Annotated in this window: 20 protein-coding genes, 1 tRNA gene and 1 pseudogene; 11 read left to right on the plus strand and 11 right to left on the minus strand. The window is 55.1% G+C overall.

Annotated features, from left to right (window positions below; translation table 11 throughout):
* Positions 1 to 172: 172 nt before the first annotated feature.
* The 4 genes from ACEWZM_RS18750 to ACEWZM_RS18765 all read right to left on the minus strand — a co-directional run bounded on the left by ACEWZM_RS18750 (position 173) and on the right by ACEWZM_RS18765 (position 3565).
* A complete protein-coding gene (locus tag ACEWZM_RS18750) occupies positions 173 to 1213 on the minus strand; it encodes a sensor histidine kinase (protein ID WP_414007890.1) in 1041 nt (346 codons plus the stop codon).
* A gap of 254 nt (positions 1214 to 1467) precedes the next feature.
* Positions 1468 to 1989 carry a gamma carbonic anhydrase family protein gene (locus ACEWZM_RS18755; RefSeq protein ID WP_414007891.1) on the minus strand — a complete coding sequence of 174 codons (522 nt, stop codon included), beginning with the start codon at positions 1987 to 1989 and terminating at the stop codon, positions 1468 to 1470.
* Positions 1986 to 2627 (minus strand): guanylate kinase, encoded by a 642-nt coding sequence (gene gmk / locus ACEWZM_RS18760; protein ID WP_414007892.1) that lies wholly within the window; start codon positions 2625 to 2627, stop codon positions 1986 to 1988. The genes ACEWZM_RS18755 and gmk overlap by 4 nt, the downstream gene beginning before the upstream one ends.
* A 41-nt stretch (positions 2628 to 2668) precedes the next feature.
* Positions 2669 to 3565: a YicC/YloC family endoribonuclease gene (locus ACEWZM_RS18765; protein WP_414007893.1), complete on the minus strand. Its 897-nt coding sequence runs from the start codon at positions 3563 to 3565 to the stop codon at positions 2669 to 2671.
* Between the two features lie 245 nt (positions 3566 to 3810).
* Between ACEWZM_RS18765 and ACEWZM_RS18770 the strand changes: the two genes are divergently transcribed.
* Positions 3811 to 4659, plus strand: a complete 849-nt coding sequence (locus ACEWZM_RS18770) for a PAS domain-containing protein (RefSeq protein WP_414008083.1) — start codon at positions 3811 to 3813, stop codon at positions 4657 to 4659.
* 264 nt (positions 4660 to 4923) lie between these two features.
* Here ACEWZM_RS18770 and ACEWZM_RS18775 read toward each other — a convergent pair whose 3' ends face one another.
* Positions 4924 to 6294, minus strand: a complete 1371-nt coding sequence (locus tag ACEWZM_RS18775; protein WP_414007894.1) for a class II 3-deoxy-7-phosphoheptulonate synthase — start codon at positions 6292 to 6294, stop codon at positions 4924 to 4926.
* Positions 6295 to 6474: 180 nt separating this feature from the next.
* Between ACEWZM_RS18775 and ACEWZM_RS18780 the strand changes: the two genes are divergently transcribed.
* Positions 6475 to 7482, plus strand: a complete 1008-nt coding sequence (locus tag ACEWZM_RS18780) for a GlxA family transcriptional regulator (protein ID WP_414007895.1) — start codon at positions 6475 to 6477, stop codon at positions 7480 to 7482.
* Between the two features lie 50 nt (positions 7483 to 7532).
* Here the strand turns inward: ACEWZM_RS18780 and ACEWZM_RS18785 are convergent, their stop codons facing one another.
* Positions 7533 to 8612, minus strand: a complete 1080-nt coding sequence (locus ACEWZM_RS18785) for a PQQ-dependent sugar dehydrogenase (RefSeq protein WP_414007896.1) — start codon at positions 8610 to 8612, stop codon at positions 7533 to 7535.
* Positions 8613 to 9056: 444 nt separating this feature from the next.
* Here ACEWZM_RS18785 and ACEWZM_RS18790 point away from each other — a divergent pair, with 444 nt between their 5' ends.
* From ACEWZM_RS18790 to ACEWZM_RS18810, 5 genes are all read left to right on the plus strand, one after another.
* A complete protein-coding gene (locus ACEWZM_RS18790; protein ID WP_414007897.1) occupies positions 9057 to 10250 on the plus strand; it encodes an ABC transporter substrate-binding protein in 1194 nt (397 codons plus the stop codon).
* Positions 10251 to 10347: 97 nt separating this feature from the next.
* Positions 10348 to 11136, plus strand: coding sequence for an ABC transporter ATP-binding protein (locus ACEWZM_RS18795; protein ID WP_414007898.1), 789 nt, complete (start codon positions 10348 to 10350; stop codon positions 11134 to 11136).
* Positions 11133 to 11963 carry an ABC transporter ATP-binding protein gene (locus ACEWZM_RS18800; RefSeq protein WP_414007899.1) on the plus strand — a complete coding sequence of 277 codons (831 nt, stop codon included), beginning with the start codon at positions 11133 to 11135 and terminating at the stop codon, positions 11961 to 11963. The genes ACEWZM_RS18795 and ACEWZM_RS18800 overlap by 4 nt, the downstream gene beginning before the upstream one ends.
* Positions 11964 to 11966: 3 nt before the next feature.
* The gene (locus ACEWZM_RS18805; protein WP_414007900.1) at positions 11967 to 12977 is read left to right on the plus strand and encodes a branched-chain amino acid ABC transporter permease; all 1011 of its coding nucleotides are present in this window, start codon (positions 11967 to 11969) and stop codon (positions 12975 to 12977) included.
* On the plus strand, positions 12974 to 14296 hold the full coding sequence (locus ACEWZM_RS18810) for a branched-chain amino acid ABC transporter permease (RefSeq protein ID WP_414007901.1): 1323 nt from the start codon (positions 12974 to 12976) through the stop codon (positions 14294 to 14296). Before ACEWZM_RS18805 ends, ACEWZM_RS18810 begins: the two co-directional genes overlap by 4 nt.
* 106 nt (positions 14297 to 14402) lie before the next feature.
* On the opposite strand, the gene ACEWZM_RS18815 is transcribed toward ACEWZM_RS18810, so the two are convergent.
* The gene (locus ACEWZM_RS18815) at positions 14403 to 15947 is read right to left on the minus strand and encodes a helicase HerA-like domain-containing protein (protein WP_414007902.1); all 1545 of its coding nucleotides are present in this window, start codon (positions 15945 to 15947) and stop codon (positions 14403 to 14405) included.
* Between the two features lie 546 nt (positions 15948 to 16493).
* Between ACEWZM_RS18815 and ACEWZM_RS18820 the strand changes: the two genes are divergently transcribed.
* Positions 16494 to 17138 (plus strand): invasion associated locus B family protein, encoded by a 645-nt coding sequence (locus ACEWZM_RS18820; protein ID WP_414007903.1) that lies wholly within the window; start codon positions 16494 to 16496, stop codon positions 17136 to 17138.
* Between the two features lie 105 nt (positions 17139 to 17243).
* On the opposite strand, the gene ACEWZM_RS18825 is transcribed toward ACEWZM_RS18820, so the two are convergent.
* The 4 genes from ACEWZM_RS18825 to ACEWZM_RS18840 are packed head-to-tail and all read right to left on the minus strand — an operon-like array spanning position 17244 to position 21531.
* A complete protein-coding gene (locus ACEWZM_RS18825; RefSeq protein ID WP_414007904.1) occupies positions 17244 to 18452 on the minus strand; it encodes a beta-ketoacyl-[acyl-carrier-protein] synthase family protein in 1209 nt (402 codons plus the stop codon).
* A 28-nt stretch (positions 18453 to 18480) separates the two neighbouring features.
* A complete protein-coding gene (locus ACEWZM_RS18830) occupies positions 18481 to 18735 on the minus strand; it encodes an acyl carrier protein (RefSeq protein ID WP_414007905.1) in 255 nt (84 codons plus the stop codon).
* Between the two features lie 49 nt (positions 18736 to 18784).
* Entirely contained in the window at positions 18785 to 19858 is a 1074-nt protein-coding gene (lpxD, locus tag ACEWZM_RS18835; protein WP_414007906.1) for a UDP-3-O-(3-hydroxymyristoyl)glucosamine N-acyltransferase, read from the minus strand.
* A gap of 38 nt (positions 19859 to 19896) precedes the next feature.
* Positions 19897 to 21531 (minus strand): L,D-transpeptidase family protein, encoded by a 1635-nt coding sequence (locus tag ACEWZM_RS18840; RefSeq protein WP_414007907.1) that lies wholly within the window; start codon positions 21529 to 21531, stop codon positions 19897 to 19899.
* A gap of 374 nt (positions 21532 to 21905) precedes the next feature.
* On the opposite strand from ACEWZM_RS18840, the gene ACEWZM_RS18845 reads away from it, so the two are divergent.
* The 3 genes and pseudogenes from ACEWZM_RS18845 to ACEWZM_RS18855 form a co-directional block, all read left to right on the plus strand.
* Positions 21906 to 22475 (plus strand): YcbK family protein, encoded by a 570-nt coding sequence (locus tag ACEWZM_RS18845; protein WP_414007908.1) that lies wholly within the window; start codon positions 21906 to 21908, stop codon positions 22473 to 22475.
* 270 nt (positions 22476 to 22745) lie between these two features.
* Positions 22746 to 22822: transfer RNA gene (locus tag ACEWZM_RS18850), tRNA-Arg, on the plus strand.
* A gap of 251 nt (positions 22823 to 23073) precedes the next feature.
* A pseudogene (locus ACEWZM_RS18855) lies at positions 23074 to 23305 on the plus strand (TrbL/VirB6 family protein); the annotation flags it as partial.
* Between the last annotated feature and the right edge of the window lie 62 nt (positions 23306 to 23367).

The raw sequence follows: 23367 nt of genomic DNA on the forward strand, positions 1-23367 counted from the left end.
GTGTGACAAACCCCGAGGTTGGACGGTTTTTTGTGACAAAACCAGCAGAATGGTTGGCCATTTGTTAACCAGCGACGGCCTTAGCCGCTGTTTGCCTGTTACAAACAGAGGTCACGGTCTTTTTGGGTAATCGGACACCCGCTATAAATGGCGCATACCGATCGGGACGTCGTTACTGTGGCAGGATGACCGTAAAAATGGTCCCGATGGCTGCATTGCTTTCGACTCGCATCCGACCGCGATGGCGATTGATGATATGTTTGACAATCGCCAGCCCCAAACCGGTCCCGCCCTGCTCCCTCGAACGGTGAGTGTCCACCCGGTAGAACCGTTCGGTTAATCGCGGCAGATGCACCGGATCAATCCCCGCGCCATTGTCGCTCACTTCAACCCGCACCGCTGCGGCGCGAACTGCTGGGTCTCGGTCCCGTGTCGTTAGCTTCACTGTGACCTGATCGCCGCCGTATTTGATGGCGTTTTCAACGAGATTGGTAAAAACTTGTTGAAGTTGATCGGGATCACCGGCGATCAACGTCGGCTGTTCCGTTGTGTCGAGCGTGAGCCTGACGTCTGCGGCGTCCGCCACTGGTTCCAAAGATTTTAGGGTCGAGGCAAGATGCGCGCCCAGATCAAGTTGTTCGCGCGGGCGCACGCGCTCTTCACTCTCAACCCGGTTCAACGACAGAAGATCGCCCACCAGACGGTTCATCCGGTTGGCCTCATCTTGCATGATTTTCAGAAAGCGCTCGCGCGCGCCAGCATCATCGCGGGCAGGCCCCCGCAGTGTCTCGATAAATCCCATCAGTGCTGTGAGCGGTGTGCGCAACTCATGGCTAACATTGGCTACAAAATCGCGCCGCATCTGGCTGGCCTGTTCGCGTTCACTGATGTCGGAGAGGCTGATCAGCGCAGCACCGCCATTCACTGCGCCAATACCCGCGATGTAGCGCAATGAAACCTCAAACGTCGTATCCTGCGCACCATCGTTGGACAGGTGGCGGGCGGTTTTTGGGGTGCGTTCATGCAGGCAGCTCTCAATCGCGGTGGCCACATTGGGTTGACGCAGGACCGTCGCGAAATGACGCCCCACAAGATTGCCGCCGAGCAATGTGGTCGCGGTCGAATTTGCAGCGATGAACCGCTCGCTTTGGTCAACAAGGACGACTGGCAGGGGGATTGCCTCCATGAAACCGTCGATCAAATCCTGTGTCATTAAATGCCCCTCGCGCTTTGGTTGTGCTGGCCGTGTTACAAACGAATTGTAACTGTGACGTGGCAGCCGCGATCATATCGACGTTTCGGTATCTTCGGCGCACATAGGCAGCAACCTTCTTGCTGACCAGTAGACCTATCCGATGCGTCAGTCGAGTTGACGGCTGTAAAACATAGCGGTGCTACATCAGGTTGGCCGAGGCCGCATGCCATAGGAACAGGCAATACTAGCGCGCTATCGGAACCTCTCAAATGTCAGACCACTGTCAGCTCGCCGCGGAAATGGCGCATGTTTTCCTGGTAGTGTTCAGCGCTTTGTCGCAGCGACTGGACCAGTGCCTCGTCAACGGTGCGCACTACTTTACCCGGCGCTCCCATGACCAGAGAGTTATCCGGGATCTCTTTGTTCTCAGTAATGAGCGCGCCCGCCCCGATCAGGCAGTTTTTTCCGATCTTCGCACCGTTCAGTACGGTCGCCCCCATGCCGATCAGTGAATTGTCACCGATGGTACAGCCATGAAGCATCACCTTGTGGCCAATGGTGCAATTCTCACCAATGGTCAGCGGGTAACCGGCATCAATATGCAGGACGCAGTTTTCCTGCACGTTGGAGCCACGACCAATGCGGATTTCTTCATGGTCGGCACGGATGGTGGCACCAAACCAGACAGATGCGCCCTCCTCCATCACGACGAGGCCAATCAGATTGGAATCGGGCGCTACCCATGTGTCTTCATGGATCTTTGGAGACTTGGTACCTAGGGCGTAGATCGTCATGACAGGTCCTCGAATTCGCTTTGCAGGCCGCGAACGTGATCCACCAAGTGTGGTTGCTGAATGCGGCGCAGGCGGGTGGCGGTGATGATGGTTTTCAACTGTATTTCGGTAGCGTCGAGATCATCGTTGATCAGTACATGGTCGTAGCTGCCCCAATGGCTGATCTCATCCCAGCTCCTCTCCATCCGGCGTGTGATGGTCGCGGCATCATCCTGCGCGCGGCTTTCCAGACGACGGCGCAATTCACCAATCGACGGTGGCAGCAGAAAGATTGATAGCGTGTGTTGGCCAAGATCTGAATTGCGGATTTGCTGCGCACCTTGCCAGTCGATATCAAAGAGCACATCACGCCCTGTATCGATGGCTGTCTTCACCGGCCCCTTTGGAGAGCCGTAGAAATTACCGAACACATGGGCATGTTCCAGCATGTTTTCGTCGGTAACGGCAGTCTTGAATGCATCCGTGGTTATGAAATGATAATCCTGCCCGTTGACCTCGCCCGGACGTGGATTCCGTGTGGTCGCAGAGACGGAAAATTCAATGCTGGGATCCCAGGACCGCAGCCGTTTGGCCAAGGTGGATTTTCCGGCCCCCGAGGGCGAAGAAAGGATAATCAACAGGCCGCGCCGTTTTGCCATGGCATGCTCTCCTATGTCTTATGCGTTATTTTTCTGATGTGTTATTCGATATTCTGAACTTGTTCGCGCATCTGATCGATCACGGCTTTCAGTTCAAGCCCAACTGCCGTGAGATCACTATTTTGCGCCTTGGCACAGAGTGTATTGGCCTCTCGGTTGAACTCTTGCATCAGAAAATCCAGCTTGCGCCCCACTGCCCCGCCTTTTGCCAGTAGATCGCGCGCAGCTGCTAGATGTGCGGTCAACCGGTCCAGTTCCTCTGTGACATCAGACTTCACCGCAAGCAGCGCCAACTCTTGCGCCAGACGCCCTTCGTCTACCCCGTCAGTGTTTTCGAGGACGCGGGCCAGATTGACACGGAGCGTTGCGGCGACCTCATCTTTGCGAGCATCGGCGCGACGAGTGGCCTCACTGCGAAGATCACTAATCTGATCTAGCTGCTCGCGAAGAACTGTGTTGAGTGCCGCACCTTCACTGGCCCGCATGTTAATAAAGTCGGACAAAATTGCGGCAAAATCTTTGCTTATGGCAGAGACTATGGGAGCTGGATCATCAGTGCCTGTGGCTTGTTCCAAAACGCCGCGTTGTGCCAGCAGGTCCGCCGCAGATGTCTGGGACAACGCAAGGCCCGCATTGCTTGCCTGCGTCTCTACAGCAGCTATGGAGTTGATCAGCGTTGCCAGAAGGGTTTGGTTGATCTGCAGGGTGGCTGCGGCTTCCTCAACGCGATTGATGCGCAGGGTCATTGAGACGTTGCCGCGGGACAGTTCTTTGCTCAATTGCCCACGTAGGTTGGCTTCGAGGCCCTCTAGCCAGTCGGGAATGCGCAAGCGCAAGTCCAGTCCTTTGGCGTTAACCGAGCGCAATTCGCACGACCAACTATGTGCGCCGATGCTGCCCTGTCCTACCGCAAAACCTGTCATTGAATGGATCGCCATTTGCTGCTGCCTCCCAAGGCGCCATGGGCGCTGTTGTACCTTGCTAAAGGTTTACAAACGGCCAGCCGACAAGTCCATAAGCGCGGGGACCTATCCTAAAGTGTTAACCATTGATTAAAGAAATAGTCCAAAATTGAATAAGATTGTGGCATGTTAACTTCAGGATAACCAATTCGGCATTAATCGTTAAGCAACCAACTTTTGCTTGGCACATGACCCAGCCGGATCCAGCGAGGATGACAGCGATGTTTTTTGGCGGCCGCAAAGATAACGATCAGACCAATGATCAAACGAAGATTGTTGCGATGGACCGGTTCCGCACTGCGGAGTCGCACTCGCCGATGCGTCAGGCCGAGGCATACTGGACTGCTTTGCGTCGAGGCGATGACATTCCCAGCCGTTCGCAGATTGATCCCCGCGGTCTTGAGAATATCTTACCTCAGACCTTCATCTTGGAACGGATCGCACCGGGCATCGCTCGCTTCCGTCTGGCTGGCCAAAAAGTCAATGAAATGGCAGGTATGGAAGTACGAGGCATGCCGATCACCGCCTTCTTTACCCCAGCCGCCCGCAAGCAAGTCAGCGAGGCACTGGAAACGATGTTCGATACCTCTGCTATCATTGAATTGACACTGCAGACCGAAAACAACCGCCTGCGCGGTGCCCGTGAAGCACGTATGCTTCTGTTGCCGCTGCGCAGCGATCTCGGCGATGTCAGCCGTGCCTTGGGCGTCTTTATCTCTGAAGGCAATCCAACGGGCGTATCCCAGCGTTTCTCGGTTACAGAGACAAAGACTCGCCAAGCTAGCCCCAAAGGCGGCACGCCTTTCAAAGCAAAACCACGTACTGCAGAACAGGCAGCCCCAAGACCGACTGCTCCGAAGCCAGCGGCCAAGGACGTGAATACACCAAACTCCGGATTTGCTGAGACCCAGTCGCGTTTTCAGGGTGAGCCTTCCGTAATGACCGAAGCCCGCGCTCTGATCGACCGGAGCCGTCAAATGACGGGCGAGAAACAGCCAGCAGCGCCCACGGCCGAGACTACTCCCGCAAAGCGTGGCAGCCACCTGCGCTTGGTCGTCAGCAGGGACTGATAGATAACAGGTTGTTTAAACATAGAATTTTGAGATATTTTCGTGCTACTGGACATAGCTAGAAAAATGCGCCCCAGGACAGAATGTCCGGGGCGCTTCCCGTTTGTAGATGCGCAAACCAATAGAAAATCGCGATGATGTGTGCCATCAGCCCTTACAGCGCTTTTTCCTGAGTTACACAAGACACGAAAAAACCCTCGCTCTGATATGGAACGAGGGTTTTCTGTTTTGTGCCCATGCCGAAGCTCGGAAAAGCTAGAATAATCAGCCGACCTGACGCTTAGAGGTGCGCGCGCGAAGCTGCGAGACTTCTTCGGCGACGAGGAAGGCCAATTCAAGCGACTGGCTAGCATTCAGTCGTGGATCGCACGCAGTGTGGTAGCGATCGCTCAGGTCTTCATCCGTTACGGCGCGAACACCACCGGTACATTCAGTGACATCTTGGCCTGTCATCTCGAAATGTACGCCACCGGGAATGGTTCCCTCGGCGGTATGGATCGCGAAGAAGTCACGAACCTCACGCAGTACACTTTCGAAAGGACGTGTTTTGTAGCCCGAAGACGATTTGATGGTATTGCCATGCATCGGATCGCAGACCCAGGTCACATTGGCACCTTCTTGCTGAACTGCCTTGATCAGGCGTGGCAGGTGTTCACCGGCTTTGCCCGCACCAAACCGTGCGATCAGGGTCAGGCGCCCTTCTTCGTTTTCGGGGTTCAGTTTGGCCATCAGAACCTTCAAATCCTCGGCGGTGGTCGTGGGACCACACTTCAGACCAACCGGATTCTGAACTCCGCTGCAGAATTCAACGTGGGCACCATCGGGCTGGCGGGTCCGGTCGCCAATCCAAAGCATGTGGCCAGAACCTGCCAACCATTTGCCGGATGTCGAATCAAGACGGGTCAGCGCTTCTTCGTACTCCAGCAGAAGACCTTCGTGGCTTGTGTAGAACTCAACCGACTGCAGCGTATGTGCCGTATCGTTGTTGATTCCTGCCGCCTTCATGAAGTCGAGCGTATCGGAGATCCGATTTGCCATCTCGCGGTAGCTTTCGGCTTTTTCCCCTTCGGTAAAGCCCAAAGTCCAAGCGTGTACCTGATTCACATCGGCATAACCGCCGGTTGAAAACGCACGGATCAGGTTCACCGTCGCGGCAGCCTGTGTATAGGCCTGCAACATCCGCTTGGGATCCGGGATTCGCGATGTTTCGGTGAAGGCCAGATCATTGATGATGTCACCACGGTAGCTCGGCAGCTCTACACCATTTACTGTTTCTGTAGGCGCACTGCGCGGCTTGGCGAACTGGCCGGCCATACGGCCCACCTTGATCACGGGAACCTTGGCACCATAGGTCAGTACCATGGCCATCTGCAGCATCACCTTGAACGTGTCGCGGATCGCATCGGCGCTGAATTGTTCGAAGCTCTCGGCGCAATCGCCACCCTGCAGCAAAAATGCCTCGCCACGACCTGCGGCACCAAGGTGTTGTTTCAGCCGTCTGGCCTCACCGGCAAACACCAAGGGCGGATATTTGGACAGCTGAGCCTCAACAGACGACAAAGCGTCGGTGTTGGTATATTCTGGCATTTGCACCCGAGGTTTGTTGCGCCAGGTCGATTTTTGCCACTCACTCATAGCTGTGTCTCCGCATAAGAGGTCTGAGATTAACGAATGCCACCTATACGAAATCGCATCCTTGCTGACCAGTTTAGATTTGCAAAGTCTTGACGACACCGCGAAGCTGTGAACACGGTGCCCGAATTTCGCAATAACCGGCTTTGCGAAAAACAGAAATATTGAACAAGGACGCTGGCCATGCGGACGCAAAGCAAGCCAACCACTAGCCCGGCCTCAGGCCCCCAAACTCGGCGGTATGCCTTTGTCTTACTTGACAGTTTTTCGATGCTGTCTTTTGCGTCGGCATTGGAGTGCTTGCGGATTGCCAATCGGATGATGGGACGCGAAGTCTACACATGGACGATGCTCGCAGAGGGTGGCGGAACGGTTAGTTGTTCGGCTGGTACATCCTTTCAGGTCGATGAAGATTTCATCGAACTGCAGCGGGATGACACAATTCTGTTGTGTTCGGGGATCTCCGTGCAGGAGGCCACTACAAAAAAACTATTGTCCTGGCTACGTCGTGAAGCCCGCAAAGGGTTGAAAATAGGCGGTTTGTGTACCGCATCCTATTCGCTGGCCCGCGCCGGCTTGCTGGATGGGAAGCGCGCGACGATCCATTGGGAGAACGCCGACAGTTTCAGCGAGGAGTTTGATGAGGTCGAACTAACCAAATCGGTGTTTGTCATTGACGGGAATCGGATGTCGACGGCTGGCGGCACCTCCTCCATCGATCTAATGCTGAAACTGATCGCCAGCGATCACGGCGAAGATATCGCAAATTCCGTGGCCGATCAGTTGATCTATTCATCTATTCGCACCGACCAAGACACCCAACGCCTGTCGATTCCGACCCGGATCGGGGTGCGCCACCCCAAACTGTCCATGGTCATCCAGATGATGGAAGCCAATATCGAAGAGCCGATCAGCCCATCTATTCTGGCGCAGAATGTTGGCATGTCCACACGCCAGCTGGAGCGGTTGTTCCGTCGTTATCTCAACCGCTCACCGAAGCGCTATTACATGGAACTACGGTTGCAAAAGGCACGCAATCTACTAATGCAGACGGATATGAGCGTGATCAATGTGGCGCTGGCCTGTGGCTTTGCTTCGCCGTCGCATTTCTCCAAATGCTACCGGGCTCATTATGACACAACGCCCTACCGGGAGCGCGGGAGCAAATCGGCTCCAAATACCGTACAGTAATCCTTATCAGAGAACCCGGTTTAGTGGCCTCTTGCCGTAAATGCGTGCCCTCAACGTGATAGACGATAAATTGCACCATCGGTTTCTGACGCAAACCAGATACTGCCGTCGGGAGCTTCGCGGAGGTCACGGATCCGGCCGGTCTGTTCGCCCGCGATCTGCTCAACTTCTCTCAATGGGCGACCGGACAGGCGGGCGATATAGCCGAATTTGAGCGATCCGACAAAGATATCGCCGCGCCACTCGGGCCACATCTTGCCGGAGTAAACCATCAGGTTCGAGGGTGCTATTGACGGATCCCAATAGTGCTCCGGCTGCTTGAGTCCGGGTTTCTCGGTGCCCTCGCCGATTTTCAGGCCGGAGTAATGCCTGCCGTATGAAATAATTGGCCAGCCATAGTTCGCGCCTTTTTTGATCAGATTGACCTCATCTCCGCCGCGCGCGCCATGTTCTACAGACCACAATTCGCCATCCGCATCAAAGGTGAGGCCCTGGGGATTGCGATGACCATAGGACCAGATCTCGGGCTGTACGCCGGTCTGTTTGGCAAAGGGGTTGCTGGAGGGGCTTGATCCATCCGGGTTCAAACGCAGAATACTCCCTTGATGTGAAGCAAGAGACTGCGCCGATTGCCGGTCTCCCCGATCTCCGAGACTGACAAATATACTGGCATCCTGACCCTCGACCAAACGTGATCCGAAATGGCGGCCGCTTTCGGCGGCGGGTGCCGCGATGAAAATATCGCGCAAACCCTTGAGAATGTTGTTTTGCTCAGAAAGTTTCGCCGTAGCTACGGCCGTTGCTGAGCCCCGGTCAACCCGTTTAGAATAGGATAGGTAGATGCGCCGCGTGTGGAGAAAATCACGTGGGACCAACACATCCAACAGTCCGCCCTGCCCTTGATCCATAACCTTTGGGCTTCCCTTGATCTGCTCGATCCGCCCGTTCTTCAGAAGCAAAAGTCTGCCACCGCGTTCCGTGACCACAACAGATCCATCTGGCAGAAAGTCAAATCCCCATGGAATGTCCAACCCGTCCGCGATCCGTTCGATGCGCAAACTTCCTTGGCTGCTGTCGAGAGATTGGCCGGCAGCGGCACCGATCAGGCCAAAAATCAAAAGCGATATCACACCAAGGCGCCCTGCAAGATATCGGCAAGAACTCTTTTGCGACAGGCTAGCTGTCTTCGTAAAATGAATTTGTAACAATTGGATAGCGGCCAGCGTCATATAAAATACCCTCTCGTTGACGGCATGGGGCGAGCCACCCTCCTGCTCAGACCAGGACTGCCTCTCATGAGATTAGCATCATTTTGAAATTTTCCCAATTTGACGCCCCACAGGCACAAATACCCACGTTAACAAAGTCAATGTGGCCGGTTGGGAAAATTGCCCGGTTTGACCGTAAATCGAGGTCCCAAACCGTTGCTCCCGTTGTTCTCCTGAGAATATTCAGTTGGTCGGAACGAGGTTAAAAACCTATCAAATGTTGGCGCTAGAGGACTTCCCTTTTTTCGCGTGCTTGCCTAGGGTCCGATTTGAACAAATATGTTCCAACAAATGGGAGTTTCAAAAATGAAAAAACTGATGATGGCCACAGCGGCCGCTGCCCTGACTGCTGGCACTGCATTTGCGGGTGGCCACGCCAAGGAAGTGAAGCTGGGTGTGCTTCTCGGCTTTACCGGTCCGATTGAATCACTGGCACCTGCCATGGGCGCCGGCGCTGAGCTGGCAATGGAAGAAGTCACCAAATCCGGCAAGCTGCTTGATGCGGCGACCGTGACGCCAATGCGTGCCGACACAGGTTGCATCGACAATGGCCTTTCAACTGCAAACGGTGAGAAACTAATCGCAGATGGAGCGAACGGTATCATCGGCGGCGATTGCTCCGGTGTGACCGGTGCGATCCTGCAAAACGTGGCCATTCCGAACGGCATGGTTATGATTTCACCTTCTGCGACCTCGCCGGGCCTGTCCTCTATGGAAGACAATGGCCTGTTCTTCCGCACCTCGCCCTCCGACGCCCGCGAAGGCCAGGTTATGGCAGACGTGTTGAAAGAGCGTGGCATCAACTCCATCGCGCTGACCTATACCAACAACGATTATGGCAAGGGTCTGGCTGACGCGATCAAATCCTCGTTCGAAGGTGTTGGCGGTGAAGTCACCATCGTAACCGCGCATGAAGATGGCAAAGGTGACTACTCTGCAGAAGTCGCGGCTCTGGCCTCTGCCGGTGGCGACATTTTGGTTGTGGCAGGTTACCTCGACCAGGGTGGTCTGGGCATCATCCAGGCGTCACTCGATTCCGGAGCCTATGACACCTTCGGCCTGCCGGGCGGTATGATCGGTGACTCGTTGCCGAAGAACATCGGTTCGGATCTCGACGGCTCCTTTGGCCAGATCGCTGGTTCCGACAGCGAAGGCGCTGCGATCTATGCTGAGCTTGCAAAAGCAGCCGGTTTTGATGGCACTTCGGCCTATTCACCCGAAAGCTATGATGCCGCTGCACTGTTCATGCTTGCCATGCAGGCTGCAAACTCCAAGGATCCAGCCGATTATGGCTCCAAGATCCTTGATGTGGCTAACGCTCCTGGTGAGAAGATCAACCCCGGCGAGCTGGGCAAAGCGCTTGAGATCCTCGCAAATGGTGGCGACATCGACTACGAAGGTGCTACCGGCGTGGAACTTATCGGTCCGGGTGAGAGCGCAGGCTCCTACCGTGAGATCGAAGTCAAGGACGGCACCAACGCCACCGTTAAATTCCGCTGATCCTGTAATACGGATCTGACTAAGATGATCAGCCCGGGTTCTGCCCGGGCTGTTCCAAATTCAAAAGCCGTCAAAAGACGGTGGGGGATAAAATAACATGATCGTCGTCGAGGACTTGCACAAGCACTTCGGCGGGTTCCACGCGGTTGATGGCGCATCGCTTGAAATCGCTAAGGGCTCCATAACCGGTTTGATCGGGCCAAACGGCGCCGGAAAAACCACTCTTTTCAATGTGATTGCTGGCGTCTTGCCTCCGACATCCGGGCGGGTGACGATGGATGGCGAAGATATCACCGGATTGCCGCCCCATGAGCTGTTCCATAAGGGATTGCTGCGGACCTTCCAGATTGCGCATGAATTTGCGTCGATGACCTGTCGCGAAAACCTTATGATGGTTCCGGGTGCCCAATCGGGCGAAAGCCTATGGAACACCTGGTTCGGTCGCAAGCGGATCGCCGACGAAGAACGCGCTCTGCGTGCCAAGGCCGATGAGGTTCTGGAATTTTTGACCATCAGCCATATCGCCGATTTGAAGGCGGGTCAGGTTTCTGGGGGTCAGAAAAAACTCCTGGAACTGGGGCGTACGATGATGGTCGATGCCAAGATAGTATTTTTGGATGAGGTCGGTGCCGGTGTGAACCGCACCCTGCTCTATACCATCGCCGATGCGATCAAGCGCCTTAACGAAGAGCGCGGTTATACATTTGTGGTGATCGAGCACGACATGGAATTCATCGACCGCCTTTGCGACCCTGTAATCTGTATGGCCGAGGGCAAAAAACTTGCTCAAGGTACGTTGGCAGAGATCAAGGCAAATGAGCAGGTGATCGAAGCCTATCTGGGCACCGGTCTGAAGAACAAAGACAAACTGGAGGCGGGCGCATGAGCGATAACCCCTACCAGAATGATCAGGGCAACCGCGATGCTTCGATCACGAACCCGCATGGAGCCGGGACGATGCAATCAGCCCACAGCAAAAGCGGCCAAACTACCCGGATCGATGGTGGCCCCTTTCTGATCGGCGATGCCATGACCGGTGGTTATGGTAAGGGTCCGGATATCCTCCACGATTGTACGATTGCCGTCGACAAGGGTGAGATTGCCGTGATCGTCGGGCCCAATGGCGCCGGCAAATCCACCGCGATGAAAGCCGTTTTTGGAATGCTTGATGTGCGATCCGGCACGGTGCGTCTGGATGGCGAGGATATAAGTCTGCTCACCCCGCAAGACCGGGTGGTCAAAGGAATGGGATTTGTACCCCAGACCAGCAATATCTTCACCTCCATGACGGTGGAGGAAAACCTCGAAATGGGTGCATTTATCCGCACCGACGATTTTTCGGACACGATGGAGCAGGTCTATGAGCTGTTCCCGATTTTGCGTGACAAACGCAACCAGCCGGCAGGTGAGCTATCTGGTGGTCAGCGCCAGCAGGTGGCCGTGGGCCGCGCGCTTATGACGAAGCCGAAAGTTCTGATGCTTGATGAACCGACAGCGGGTGTGTCGCCCATAGTGATGGATGAACTGTTTGATCGTATCATTGAAGTCGCCCGGACGGGCCTGCCGATTCTGATGGTCGAACAAAACGCCAAACAAGCGCTTGAGATCGCGGACAAAGGCTATGTTCTGGTACAGGGCCGCAATGCCTATACCGGAACCGGCCAAGAGCTGCTCGCCGATCCCGAAGTGCGCAAATCTTTCCTCGGGGGCTAAGAGATGGACTTCCTCAACGCCCTTGTGGCATTTACCAATTTTGTTGGCGTGCCGGCCATTGCCTATGGCAGCCAGCTCGCGCTCGGCGCGCTTGGCGTCACGCTTATATATTCGGTGCTGCGGTTCTCGAACTTTGCCCATGGGGACACCATGGCGTTTGGCACCATGATCACCATCCTCGTAACCTGGTGGTTTCAGTCGATGGGCATTGGCTTTGGTCCCTTGCCCACTGCACTGCTTGCGCTGCCCATCGGCATCGCGGGCTGCATGCTCCTGATGTTGATCACGGATCGCACGGTCTATCGGTTCTACCGCGCGCAAAAGGCTAAGCCTGTGATCTTCGTCATGGTTTCCTTGGGTGTGATGTTCATGATGAATGGACTTGTGCGGTTCATCATCGGACCAGGCGATCAGCGCTTCTCTGATGGTGAGCGTTTCATTATTTCCGCGCGTGATTTCAAGGCTCTGACAGGGTTGCGCGAAGGATTGGCGATCAAGACGACGCAAGGCATCACAGTGATCACTGCTGTTGTGGTTGTGGCGCTGTTGTTCTGGTTCTTGAACAAGACACGAACCGGTAAATCCATGCGTGCCTATTCCGATAATGAGGATCTGGCGCTGCTCTCCGGGATCAACCCGGAGCGTGTGGTGATCTATACTTGGCTGATTGTTGCAACGCTCGCGACCATTGCCGGCGTTCTTTATGGCTTGGACAAATCCTTCAAGCCCTTCACCTATTTCCAGCTGCTTTTGCCGATCTTTGCCGCTGCGATTGTCGGTGGTTTGGGCAGCCCAGTTGGTGCCATTGCCGGGGGCTTTATCATTGCGTTTTCCGAGGTGACGATCACTTACGCCTGGAAAAAGGTTCTGACCTATATGGTGCCCGAGACCATGAAACCGGATGGTCTGGTTCAACTCTTGAGTACGGACTACAAATTCGCCGTATCCTTTGCGATCCTTGTGGTCGTGCTTCTGTTCAAGCCCACGGGCCTTTTCAAAGGAAAAGTGGTATGAGCGATACAGCCAAAACCTCTCTCCTGTTTTTGTTTGTCGGAACCTTGATCCTGCTTGAGGGAAGCACAAGCTTTCTGTTCTTTTCAGGATCTTGGAACTCGGCTCTGGTAATCCTCAATATGGGGTTGGTGTCTGCCATCATGGCAATTGGCGTCAACTTGCAGTGGGGCTTTGCGGGGTTGTTCAACGTTGGGATCATGGGCTTTGTCGCACTTGGTGGCTTGGCCGTTGTGCTAGTCTCCACCGCGCCTACACCAGGTGCTTGGAGCCAAGGCGGTGTTGGCATCATCATGGCATTGGTCATGGGTGCGATGACGCTGGTTTCAGCGGTCGCCATCATGAAGATGATGCCTCAGGGCAAGCTGCGTATCGTGGCGCTACTGGCGGTGTTGGCCGTGGGCTTCGTGATCTATCGCGCGATTTTTGATCCCGCTGTAGCGGGCGTCGAGGCGATCAATCCGGCACTTGAAGGCAACCTTGGCGGTCTAGGCCTGCCGGTGTTGCTGGCTTGGCCTGCCGGCGGTCTGTTGGCTGCCGGTGTTGCCTGGCTGATCGGTAAGACTGCGCTTGGATTGCGCTCTGACTATCTGGCGATTGCAACACTGGGCATTGCAGAGATCATCATCTCGGTCCTTAAGAACGAGGATTGGCTATCGCGCGGTGTGAAAAACGTCGTCGGCTTGCCGCGCCCCCTGCCCTATGAAGTCGATCTTCAGAACGATGCAGATTTTGTTTCCAAGGCCGCTGACTATGGCCTCGACCCGGTTCTGGCATCCACGCTCTATGTAAAGCTGGGTTACTCTTTGTTGTTCACAGTCGTCCTGTTGGTACTGCTATGGATGGCTCAGATGGCGCTCAAAAGCCCGTGGGGGCGTATGATGCGCGCCATCCGTGACAATGAGGTAGCCGCCGAAGCAATGGGCAAAGACGTAACCCGTCGCCACCTGCAAATCTTCATCCTCGGATCTGCCATTTGTGGTATCGCAGGGGCCATGATGACCACTCTCGACAGCCAGTTGACACCGGGCACATATAACCCGCTGCGCTTCACCTTCCTGATCTGGGTAATGGTGATCGTTGGCGGATCTGGTAACAACTTTGGTGCGGTACTTGGCGGTTTGTTGATCTGGTTCCTATGGATCAAGGTAGAGCCGATGGGCATTCTGCTGATTGAGACGCTGACCGCGGGCATGTCAGACACCAACGCGTTGAAGGTCCATCTGCTCGACAGTGCATCGCACATGCGCCTGCTGACGATGGGTCTGATCCTGTTGTTGGTGCTGCGGTTCAGTCCGCGCGGTCTGATCCCCGAACGGTAATACCAACGCTCGATAGCGGTTCATCCCGCAGTATCTAAAATGCAAAACCGCCGCTCAGGGCTATTCCCCCGGGCGGCGGTTTCCGTTTGATAGGCAAGGTGTGAGGTCAACGTCCCTTGAACAGCCCACCAAGAATGCCGCGCACAAGACGCCGCCCCGTGGTTCCTTTCAGCTCCTTGATCACCGCTTCGGACATGGCAGAGGCAAAGCTGTCGCGCGGTTTCATCCGTCGCGCCGAGGACCGGCTGACGCGACTGCCGGAATAGCGCCGTCCTGCGTTATATTCTCGTGCCATTGGTTCTGGCGCCGCCTCAGCCATTTCTTCAGAGGTTTCGGCCTCAGCCGCTGCTTTGGCTGCCCGCTCGGCGAGAATTTCGTATGCGGAGCGCCGATCACGTGTCTTGTCGTACTTTCCAGCCATATCTGAGTTTTGCAGAAACGTAGCGCGCTCTGATTGGGTGATCGGTCCTAACTGCGAGCTGGGCGGACGGATCAACGTCCGTTCGACCACTCCGGGGATGCCCTTCTTCTGCAACATTGATGTAACCGCTTCGCCAACACCAACCTCACGAATGGCCTCTTCGGTAGAAAAGCGGGGGTTCTCGCGGTAGGTTTCTGCTGCCATACGCAGGTTCTTGCGGTCCCTTGCAGTAAATGCCCGTAGGGCGTGTTGGATCCGATTTCCCAACTGACCGAGAATATCCTCCGGCACATCGGCCGGGTTCTGGGTGATGAAATAGATCCCGACACCTTTGGAGCGGATCAGCCGCGCCACTTGCTCAACCTTGTCGATCAGCGCCTTTGGCGCATCATCGAACAGCAAATGCGCCTCATCGAAGAAGAACACCAATTTGGGTTTGTCAGGGTCCCCGACCTCTGGCAGCTCCTCAAACAACTCACTGAGAAGCCAAAGTAGAAAGGTTGCATAGAGGCCCGGAGCCGCCATCAGCTTGTCTGCGGCAAGGATATTGATCATGCCGCGCCCGTCCGAGGCACAGCGCATCAGATCCGACAGCGCCAGAGCCGGCTCTCCAAACAGCTGCGCGCCACCTTGATTTTCCAAAACCAGCAGACGCCGCTGGATCGCGCCGATCGATGCGGTAGATACATTGCCGTAGCGCAGCGATAACTCACTCCGGTTCTCGCCCACCCAGACCAGCAGCGCCTGAAGATCCTTCAAATCAAGCAGCGCAAGACCTTCTTCATCCGCCAGCCTGAAGGCGATATTCAAAATGCCTTCCTGTGCCTCGCTCAATTCCAGCAGGCGGGCCAACAACAGTGGGCCCATCTCTGCGACTGTCGTGCGCACGGGGTGACCTTGCTGGCCATAAAGATCCCAGAATGTGACCGGACAGGCGTGATAGCCATAGTCCTCAAATCCGATCTTGGTGGCACGGCTGGTAAAGGCGTCATGCAGTTTGTGACCCGCCTGCCCCGATTTCGCTAGGCCTGACAGATCGCCTTTTACGTCCGACAGGATCACAGGCACGCCCGCATTTGAAAAGCTCTCTGCGAGGATCTGCAGAGTGACGGTTTTGCCAGTGCCGGTCGCTCCAGCAATCAGCCCGTGGCGATTGGCATATTTCAGCGTCAGTGCCTGTGGGTCGGCGTAGTCTTCGCCACCGCCGCCAATAAATAGTCTGTCTTGCATGCTCTGCCCCTGGCTGTTGTGATTCCGCAATTCGCGGTGGCTTCCAAATGAAAATACAAAATTAACCTTTTAATGCGAGAGTGATAATTGCCCGTCGACCATCATGCGGTTGTGTCGGCGGACATTTCCTCCCTGTCAGACTGGCCGTGCTTCGTGCACGGCCTTTTTTTGTCTGCACTGATCTTGCACGATTGGCGATTTCCAAGCCCTAATAACAAGCCGGTTTTGTTCACTTTCCGCGCGCCATGCGCTCAGACATGAATAATTCAACCAACTGCGACATTTTTTTCTCTTTGCATGTTGACCGATGGGCGGCCCTTCCGTACCTTCCTCTTCAATAACTAAGTCGGCCAGTCCGACGGGGAGAAAAAATACAAAAAAGGGGGCTGATCTGCTCCCTTTTTTGCATTGTTTCAGCCACTTTGATCTCTGACGCTTTGTTCCATCAATTCCCCGCCAGCGGATAGTGCAAACATGGTTATTGGACTGACACCAGGTTTCCGCCATGCTACATCGAGCCGATAACACAGGATAGATGAGGCAATCATGATCAAGTCCCTGACCCCGATGACACTGGCAGCGCTGATGGCCCTGCCGCTGCCGCTTATGGCGCAGGACACCGATGGGGCGGCCGAGACCCAAGAGAGCCAGCCCGCCGCAGATGCCGCCACTACAGAGGCGCCCAAGGCCGATGAGGTTTTGGATCTGGGCCAGCCCGTAGAAACAGGCCCGCAGCTGGGCCAGCGCTATTCCAAGGAAACCCATGGCGACTGGGATTTGGCCTGCGTCAAGACCGAAGAAGAAACCGACCCCTGCTCGCTGTTGCAGATCATGTCCGATCCGTCGGGAAACCCAATGGCGGAATTTTCATTGTTCCGGATTGATCAGGAAGGCAGCCAGGCGGTAGCTGGTGCCACCGTCATCGTGCCGCTGGAAACATTGCTGCCGGCAGCGTTGACCATTTCTATCGATGGTGCACCGGGCAAGCGCTACAATTATTCTTTTTGCAACCCGATGGGCTGTGTCGCGCAAATTGGTCTGACAGAGACCGATATTGCAGCCTTCAAAAAAGGTAAAAAGGCGACACTGACCCTGCGCCCGGCGCCAGCGCCTGATCAGACAGTCGATATGGATCTGTCGCTGACCGGCTTTACCGCAGGGTTCAATGTTGTGGATGTGGTGAAACAGTAGGTTTTTATCCGACTGTGAGGAACCACCTGCAAAATTTAAAACCGCCGCGTACCGAATTGGAACGCGGCGGTTTTTGCATTTGAGCACTGTGGCTTTAGGCGACTGCTAGACCTTGCGTAACGCCAACACGGCGTTCAGCCCTCCAAAGGCGAAGGCATTGCTGAGCGCAACTGTCACGTTGGCCTCCCTTGCTGTATTGGGGACAACATCCAGCGCACATTCGGGATCGGGCTCTTCGTAGCCGATGGTTGGGGCCACAATGCCATCACGCAGCGCCATTATACAGGCCAAAAGTTCCACCGCACCGGTGCCGCCAATCAGATGGCCATGCATGGATTTGGTGGATGAGATCATCAGGTTGTCGGCATGTGGGCCAAAAACATCGGCTACGGCCGCACATTCTGTCTTGTCATTGGCGGCTGTACCGGTGCCATGCGCGTTGATATAGCCGACCTCCTCCGGATTGATCTTTGCATCATGCAAGGCCCCCTCAATAGCCCGCGCAGCCCCCTGTTTGCTGGGCATCACGATATCAGATGCATCTGAGGACATGGCGAAACCGATAACCTCGCAGATGATCTCTGCGCCGCGGGCGCGGGCGTGCTCATAGTCCTCGAACACAAAAACCCCGGCCCCTTCACCCTGCACCATACCGTTGCGATTGGCGCTGAATGGGCGGCACGCATCCTTTGACATCACCCGCAGCCCTTCCCAGGCCTTTACCCCACCAAAGCAGAGCATAGATTCGGAACCGCCGGTGACCATAACCGGTGCCATGCCAGACCTCACCATCTGGAATGCCTGGGCCATTGCATGGTTTGACGATGCGCAGGCCGTTGAGACAGTAAAGCTCGGCCCCTTCAGATTATGTTCCATCGAGACGTGACTGGCGGCTGCATTGTTCATCAGTTTGGGAACGACAAACGGATGCACGCGGTTTTTGCCTGCCTCATATACCGACCGGTAATTGTCGTCCCAAGTTGAGACCCCGCCGCCGGCAGTTCCAAGAACGACACCGGATTTTTGCGAAAGCTCGCCGTGGAATTCGAGGCCTGACTGTTCGATCGCCTCTTTTGCAGCAGTTAGCGTGAATTGGGTGAACCGGTCATAAAGGCTCATCTGTTGGCGATTGAAACGTCCTTCAGCTTCGAACTCCCGCACCTGCCCACCGATCCGGATTGATAGTCGTTCCACATCATGAAACTCTAAATCTCCGATGCCACAGCGGCCTTCGGCCATGGATGCAAACGTGTCAGCGACATTATGGCCAAGCGCGTTGATCGACCCCATGCCCGTGATGACAACCCGGTTCATCTATTGCCTCCAAGCCTAGCCGTCGCAATCATTTTTCAGCGATCAGCTTGCTGATCCCCGAGATGATTGCCGCAACATTGGAGATATCGAAATCACTCTTTTCCGGTTCATTGGCATTGAATGGAATGGTGATGTCAAACTCTTCCTCGATGGCGAAAATACTTTCAACGAGGCCAAGGCTGTCGATACCCAGATCCTCCAGAGTACTGTCGAGTGTTACATCTGATGGTTCCAGCACAGCCTGTTCGGCGATGATGGCAATGACCTTGTCCTGCGTGTTCATGAGGGGCCTCTGATCAATGGTTCTTACGCGTCATGTAGTTGCGGCGACGTTATTTGAAAACAGCCTTCTTCAGCGCTTCAATGTCGCGCATCAGACGGCTCAGACGCCTCTGCCCCTTATACATCTCAGTATGTGTCTCCATTTTGACAGCCGGGTATCCCATTACAACGCGTCCGGACGGCACATTCGACAGGATCTTGGTACCACCTCCGGCGATCACGCCGTCGCCAACAAATATGTTGTCGGCAACGCCTGTCTGTCCGCCAAGGACCACGTTGTTGCCAATATCAACTGAACCAGAAATCCCGGTTTGACCGCAAAGCAGGCAATCCTGTCCGACACGGGTGTTGTGGCCGACATGGACAAGGTTATCCAGCTTGCTGCCGGATCCGATTACCGTATTGCGAATAGTGCCGTTGTCGATTGTGCAATTGGTGCCAAGTTCGACATCGTCACCAATGTCCACGGCTCCCAAGGAATGAATGCGAAGCCAGCTCTGGGCCTTACTGTCACCCTGATCACCCATTGTTTTGCGTGCGGTCTCGACGCTAGATACTTCTGGCGTCACGTAGGAGAATCCATCGCCGCCAACCCGCGCGCCGGGTTGAGCACGAAACCTGTCTCCAATTGTGGCACGAGCACCAATGCTGACACCTTCGCGCAGCTGCGCATCGACACCGATGACGACATCCGAACCAATATAGCATTGTGGTCCGATTACCGAACCTGCGCCGATGCGCGCGCCTGCGACGATCACCGTCAGTGGCCCAACTGAGACGCCCTCACCCAGCTTTGCACCGGGATCAATAACTGCACTTGGATGAATTTCTGCAGCAAACCCTTGCCCAACATCCAACAACCGAGTGATACCACCCATCGCCAGTCGTGGGCGCGGAGCAAAGATTGCGGCTTTCAACCCCATCGCTTGCCAATCTGCGCCCTCCCAAACCAGGCCAACGCGGGCACTGCCTTGGTTGAGGCTGTCGGCATATTTGGGCGCCATCGCCATAGCGAGATCATCCGGACCCGCGTCTTGCGGTTCTGCCGCGCGGCGTACCGTGAGATCAAGATCTCCCTGAGCCTCTGCCTGGAGAGACGCGGCGATTTCGCGGACTGTAAACATGTCGGGCCCTTCCGGTCTGTTGCCTTTGGGCCCGAGGATTACCCTTGTACGCCCGGCAACACCACCCCTGCCCGTTCCAGCGCTGTCCATACCTTGGCGTCACGACCGTAGATATCACGGCGATATTCAGCTTCGCCTTTGGGCGTCACGAAAGCAGTCCGGTAGATGATATGCACCGGCACTGTTTGATCTAACACCACTTTGGTTTCTTTGCCGCTATTCAGAATGCGATTGAAGAACGCTTTGGGGTTTTCAGTCTGGCGCGCAAGCAAGGCATATGCAAATTCAAAGGGTTGTGCGAGACGGATGCAGCCATGTGAAAATGCACGAACCTCTCGTTGGAACAGGCTCTTCTGCGGCGTGTCATGCAAGTAGATGTTGTATTTGTTCGGGAACATGAACTTCACCAGACCCAGCGCGTTTTTGCGGCTGGGAGGCTGACGCATCGCGAACGGGAACGTCCTTGCAGTATATTTGGAGAAATCGGCAGTTGCCCGGTTTACCTTTCGACCACGGCTGTCGGTGATTTCGATATGGCTGACGGCGTTGGGGTTGTTGCGTAGCTTCGGCAGATATTCCTTGGTCACGATGGACCGTGGCACGTACCAGCTGGGATTGATGACGATATGTTCCATCTCGTCCGAGAATTCAGGCGATCGACGGTCCGCGTTGTCCTTGCCAATGACAGAGCGGGTCACGAAGGTCACTTCACCGTTGTCTATGATCTTGGCAGTGAAGTCAGTTTGATTGACCAGGACATGGCGATTGCCACGGTCCGGCGTTAGCCAGCGCTCACGTTCCATAGCAACGATGACAGACTTGAGCCGCGCAGATACTGGTTTGTTAATCTCGGCCAAGGTGCCACCACCAGCCACACCATCCGCGTTCAAGCCATGATCCGCCTGGAATTCCTGAACCGCCCGCTCCAGCGCACCATCATAGGTGCGTGCAGCGCTGCGCGGCAGGTAGCCCATAGCGATAAGACGATTACGCAAGGCAATTACGGCTGTGCCGGTGTCACCTTGTTCCAGCTTCTTTGCAGAAACCCGAGGCCCCCAGCCACCGGCGTCTTGGAGTTTTTCCAGACGCATCTTTTCCCGGAGCAAGGCCTGATACTGGGCGCTTTGAGGAGCAAGACTGCGCAGATAGGCCACTGGCGCTTGATCGCGAATGCCAACCAGATAAGAGGCGAAATCAGGCTTATGCTTTTTGCGGACAATACCGTCATCAATCCGGCGTGGCTGAAGCAGGCCTGTTTGCAAGTCACTGGCGTAGCCCACCAAAGCACGGCTCATGGCGACTTCGGCACGCCCCAGATCACGTGTGGTCTGAACCTGACTCAGAACCTCCGTCAGCGCAATGATCTCGGATGAGCGATCAGGAAGCCCGTGAATCGGTGCTTCTCCCAGGGCGCGCAACAACGCAGCGCGCCGCGCGCGCGACGCATCATCACTGCCGGTCCAGATCGAAGCATAACCGGTCTTTCGGTAGAACTCTGCGACAGGGTCACTGGCAGAGGCTGCTTCGGCAACAGCTTGCTTAAACGCGGTCACCTGCGCCACAGCGCCATTTGCACCACCAATAGCAAAGCCACCCAAAGCGAGCACAAAAACCCCCGCCTTTAATGTTGGGCCAAAGGTCGAAATGGCACGGGTCATCGAGACAGGCGACATATTGTTACGGTCCTCAAAAGATTTGCTTTTCACAGTTTGCGGTTGCTACATGAAATCCTGGTAAACGCCAGCCCTCACTGTCCATTCACAATTTGATCAGCGCAAACCGGCAACAGCCACCTGCGTCATATGGGCCGCAATAAAGGCCGTTATTGCCTGTGGCAGTGCCGACACGCTGAGGGGAAATTAACCATTTATTTCCCTTTTGCGCAAAAAATTGCCGAAATTCACAGTCTATGACGGACTGCAACATTCAAAACTTGGCGCGCGATTCTGTATGTGTAATACAGTCATTGCGTGGAAACAGGACCACAAAATGTCCGTAACATCGGGCACAGGCAGAGACTTCAGGCGTACGGGACAGCGCAGTGACAATGGATAATTCTGAAAAATCGGGTTTCTCCCGTCGTGCCCTACTGGGTGCGTTCGCGGCGACAACTTTGGTCGCCGCCCCAACGTTCTCAAATGCAGCTGGCTTTTTGCGCGGCGCGGGCGATATTCGGCGGATCCGGATGTTCTCAGGCCGCACTGGCGAGCGGATTGACATGGTGTATTGGATCGACGGCAAATACATCAAAGATGCAGTGAAAGAAGTGAACCACTTCATGCGTGATTGGCGTAACGATCAGGTCAAAGAGATCGATCTTCGCACTATCGACATCATGGCTGCTTCGCATAATCTTCTGAATGTGAACGAACCCTATATGATGCTCTCCGGCTATCGCAGTCCGCAGACCAATGCGATGCTTCGCCGACGTTCGCGCGGCGTTGCCAAGAACTCGCTTCACATGCGTGGCCAGGCTGCTGATTTGCGTCTCTCCTCACGTTCGGTATCGCAGATGGCAAAAGCCGCACAGGCCTGTCGCGCAGGCGGCGTTGGCAAGTACCGCGGGTCAAACTTTGTCCATATGGATTGCGGTGTCGTCCGCAGCTGGAACGGCTAAGACAGTAGCGCTATCTGAGATGTGGTCCCGTCTCATCTCACAAACGTGCTGAGCAAGAGCTGTTTCCACAACTAAGCTGACAGGCCTCATATTGCCGTACGGCCGGGGCTCTATTGCTCTCCTTAGTACTTCCAGGAATCTGCTTTTAAGGCTGTTGGTGACGTATTTGCGTTAGGTGCTATTCACGTTGCAAACGCCTGAATTGAATTGCGGTTCTTGTAGTTTTTGGCATTGCAGAGAAATCTCACCGCGGATATACGAACCCTATAGGCACCTGTAGCTCAGCTGGATAGAGCGCTGCCCTCCGAAGGCAGAGGCCAGAGGTTCGAATCCTCTCAGGTGCGCCATAAAATCAATCACTTACAATATCATGAGTTTTACCGTTTTTGTTACTAGTTACAGAAACGGGGCTATTTCACGTCTTCTGGCTTATTGGATTCGCCCATTGAGCCCTGATTTAGGGTGCCTGACTGACTATGCTACCGGTTCGGCTTCGATGTTTGTGCGATACCCACCGCTGTCGAGCTGGTGCACAGCGCGGCTGATCTGCCATTCCCCATCCACGCAGGAATGGAAAACAGCAACTTTCGGCTTGGACTTATCCTTCGCTATTTACTCAGTTGTCGTTGCAGGGGGCGCGCGACGATCACTGGCATGGCATCCGCCCTCATCGGTGAACTGGGTGATCCAGAGGGGGCACCAATATCGGCGCGCTTATCCCCTTCTTCATGATGGTGCTCATGGCCAAAGGATTTATCGTCGCAACGCCATTCATCGTTAGGGCAATATCGGGGAATATCATGATGCCTGCGCTGTCTGGTGGCTTGGGCTGAAGCGACAGCTTTGCGCGCGCCGCAATCGCTAATCAGCAAGCATACAATCGCTATCTTGT

The organism is Phaeobacter cretensis (assembly GCF_047372505.1).
In the GTDB taxonomy this organism is placed as follows: domain Bacteria; phylum Pseudomonadota; class Alphaproteobacteria; order Rhodobacterales; family Rhodobacteraceae; genus Phaeobacter; species Phaeobacter cretensis.

Excerpts from the sequence above, each read along its gene's own strand:
- ACEWZM_RS18810 (WP_414007901.1), top strand. The coding sequence starts at position 12,974 with ATGAGCGATACAGCCAAAACCTCTCTCCTGTTTTTGTTTGTCGGAACC.
- ACEWZM_RS18830 (WP_414007905.1), bottom strand. The coding sequence starts at position 18,735 with ATGAACACGCAGGACAAGGTCATTGCCATCATCGCCGAACAGGCTGTG.
- ACEWZM_RS18800 (WP_414007899.1), top strand. The coding sequence starts at position 11,133 with ATGAGCGATAACCCCTACCAGAATGATCAGGGCAACCGCGATGCTTCG.
- ACEWZM_RS18765 (WP_414007893.1), bottom strand. The coding sequence starts at position 3,565 with ATGGCGATCCATTCAATGACAGGTTTTGCGGTAGGACAGGGCAGCATC.
- ACEWZM_RS18840 (WP_414007907.1), bottom strand. The coding sequence starts at position 21,531 with ATGTCGCCTGTCTCGATGACCCGTGCCATTTCGACCTTTGGCCCAACA.
- ACEWZM_RS18750 (WP_414007890.1), bottom strand. The coding sequence starts at position 1,213 with ATGACACAGGATTTGATCGACGGTTTCATGGAGGCAATCCCCCTGCCA.
- ACEWZM_RS18755 (WP_414007891.1), bottom strand. The coding sequence starts at position 1,989 with ATGACGATCTACGCCCTAGGTACCAAGTCTCCAAAGATCCATGAAGAC.
- ACEWZM_RS18815 (WP_414007902.1), bottom strand. The coding sequence starts at position 15,947 with ATGCAAGACAGACTATTTATTGGCGGCGGTGGCGAAGACTACGCCGAC.
- ACEWZM_RS18770 (WP_414008083.1), top strand. The coding sequence starts at position 3,811 with ATGTTTTTTGGCGGCCGCAAAGATAACGATCAGACCAATGATCAAACG.
- ACEWZM_RS18780 (WP_414007895.1), top strand. The coding sequence starts at position 6,475 with ATGCGGACGCAAAGCAAGCCAACCACTAGCCCGGCCTCAGGCCCCCAA.
- ACEWZM_RS18820 (WP_414007903.1), top strand. The coding sequence starts at position 16,494 with ATGATCAAGTCCCTGACCCCGATGACACTGGCAGCGCTGATGGCCCTG.
- ACEWZM_RS18775 (WP_414007894.1), bottom strand. The coding sequence starts at position 6,294 with ATGAGTGAGTGGCAAAAATCGACCTGGCGCAACAAACCTCGGGTGCAA.
- ACEWZM_RS18845 (WP_414007908.1), top strand. The coding sequence starts at position 21,906 with ATGGATAATTCTGAAAAATCGGGTTTCTCCCGTCGTGCCCTACTGGGT.
- ACEWZM_RS18795 (WP_414007898.1), top strand. The coding sequence starts at position 10,348 with ATGATCGTCGTCGAGGACTTGCACAAGCACTTCGGCGGGTTCCACGCG.
- ACEWZM_RS18825 (WP_414007904.1), bottom strand. The coding sequence starts at position 18,452 with ATGAACCGGGTTGTCATCACGGGCATGGGGTCGATCAACGCGCTTGGC.
- ACEWZM_RS18790 (WP_414007897.1), top strand. The coding sequence starts at position 9,057 with ATGAAAAAACTGATGATGGCCACAGCGGCCGCTGCCCTGACTGCTGGC.
- lpxD (WP_414007906.1), bottom strand. The coding sequence starts at position 19,858 with ATGTTTACAGTCCGCGAAATCGCCGCGTCTCTCCAGGCAGAGGCTCAG.
- gmk (WP_414007892.1), bottom strand. The coding sequence starts at position 2,627 with ATGGCAAAACGGCGCGGCCTGTTGATTATCCTTTCTTCGCCCTCGGGG.
- ACEWZM_RS18805 (WP_414007900.1), top strand. The coding sequence starts at position 11,967 with ATGGACTTCCTCAACGCCCTTGTGGCATTTACCAATTTTGTTGGCGTG.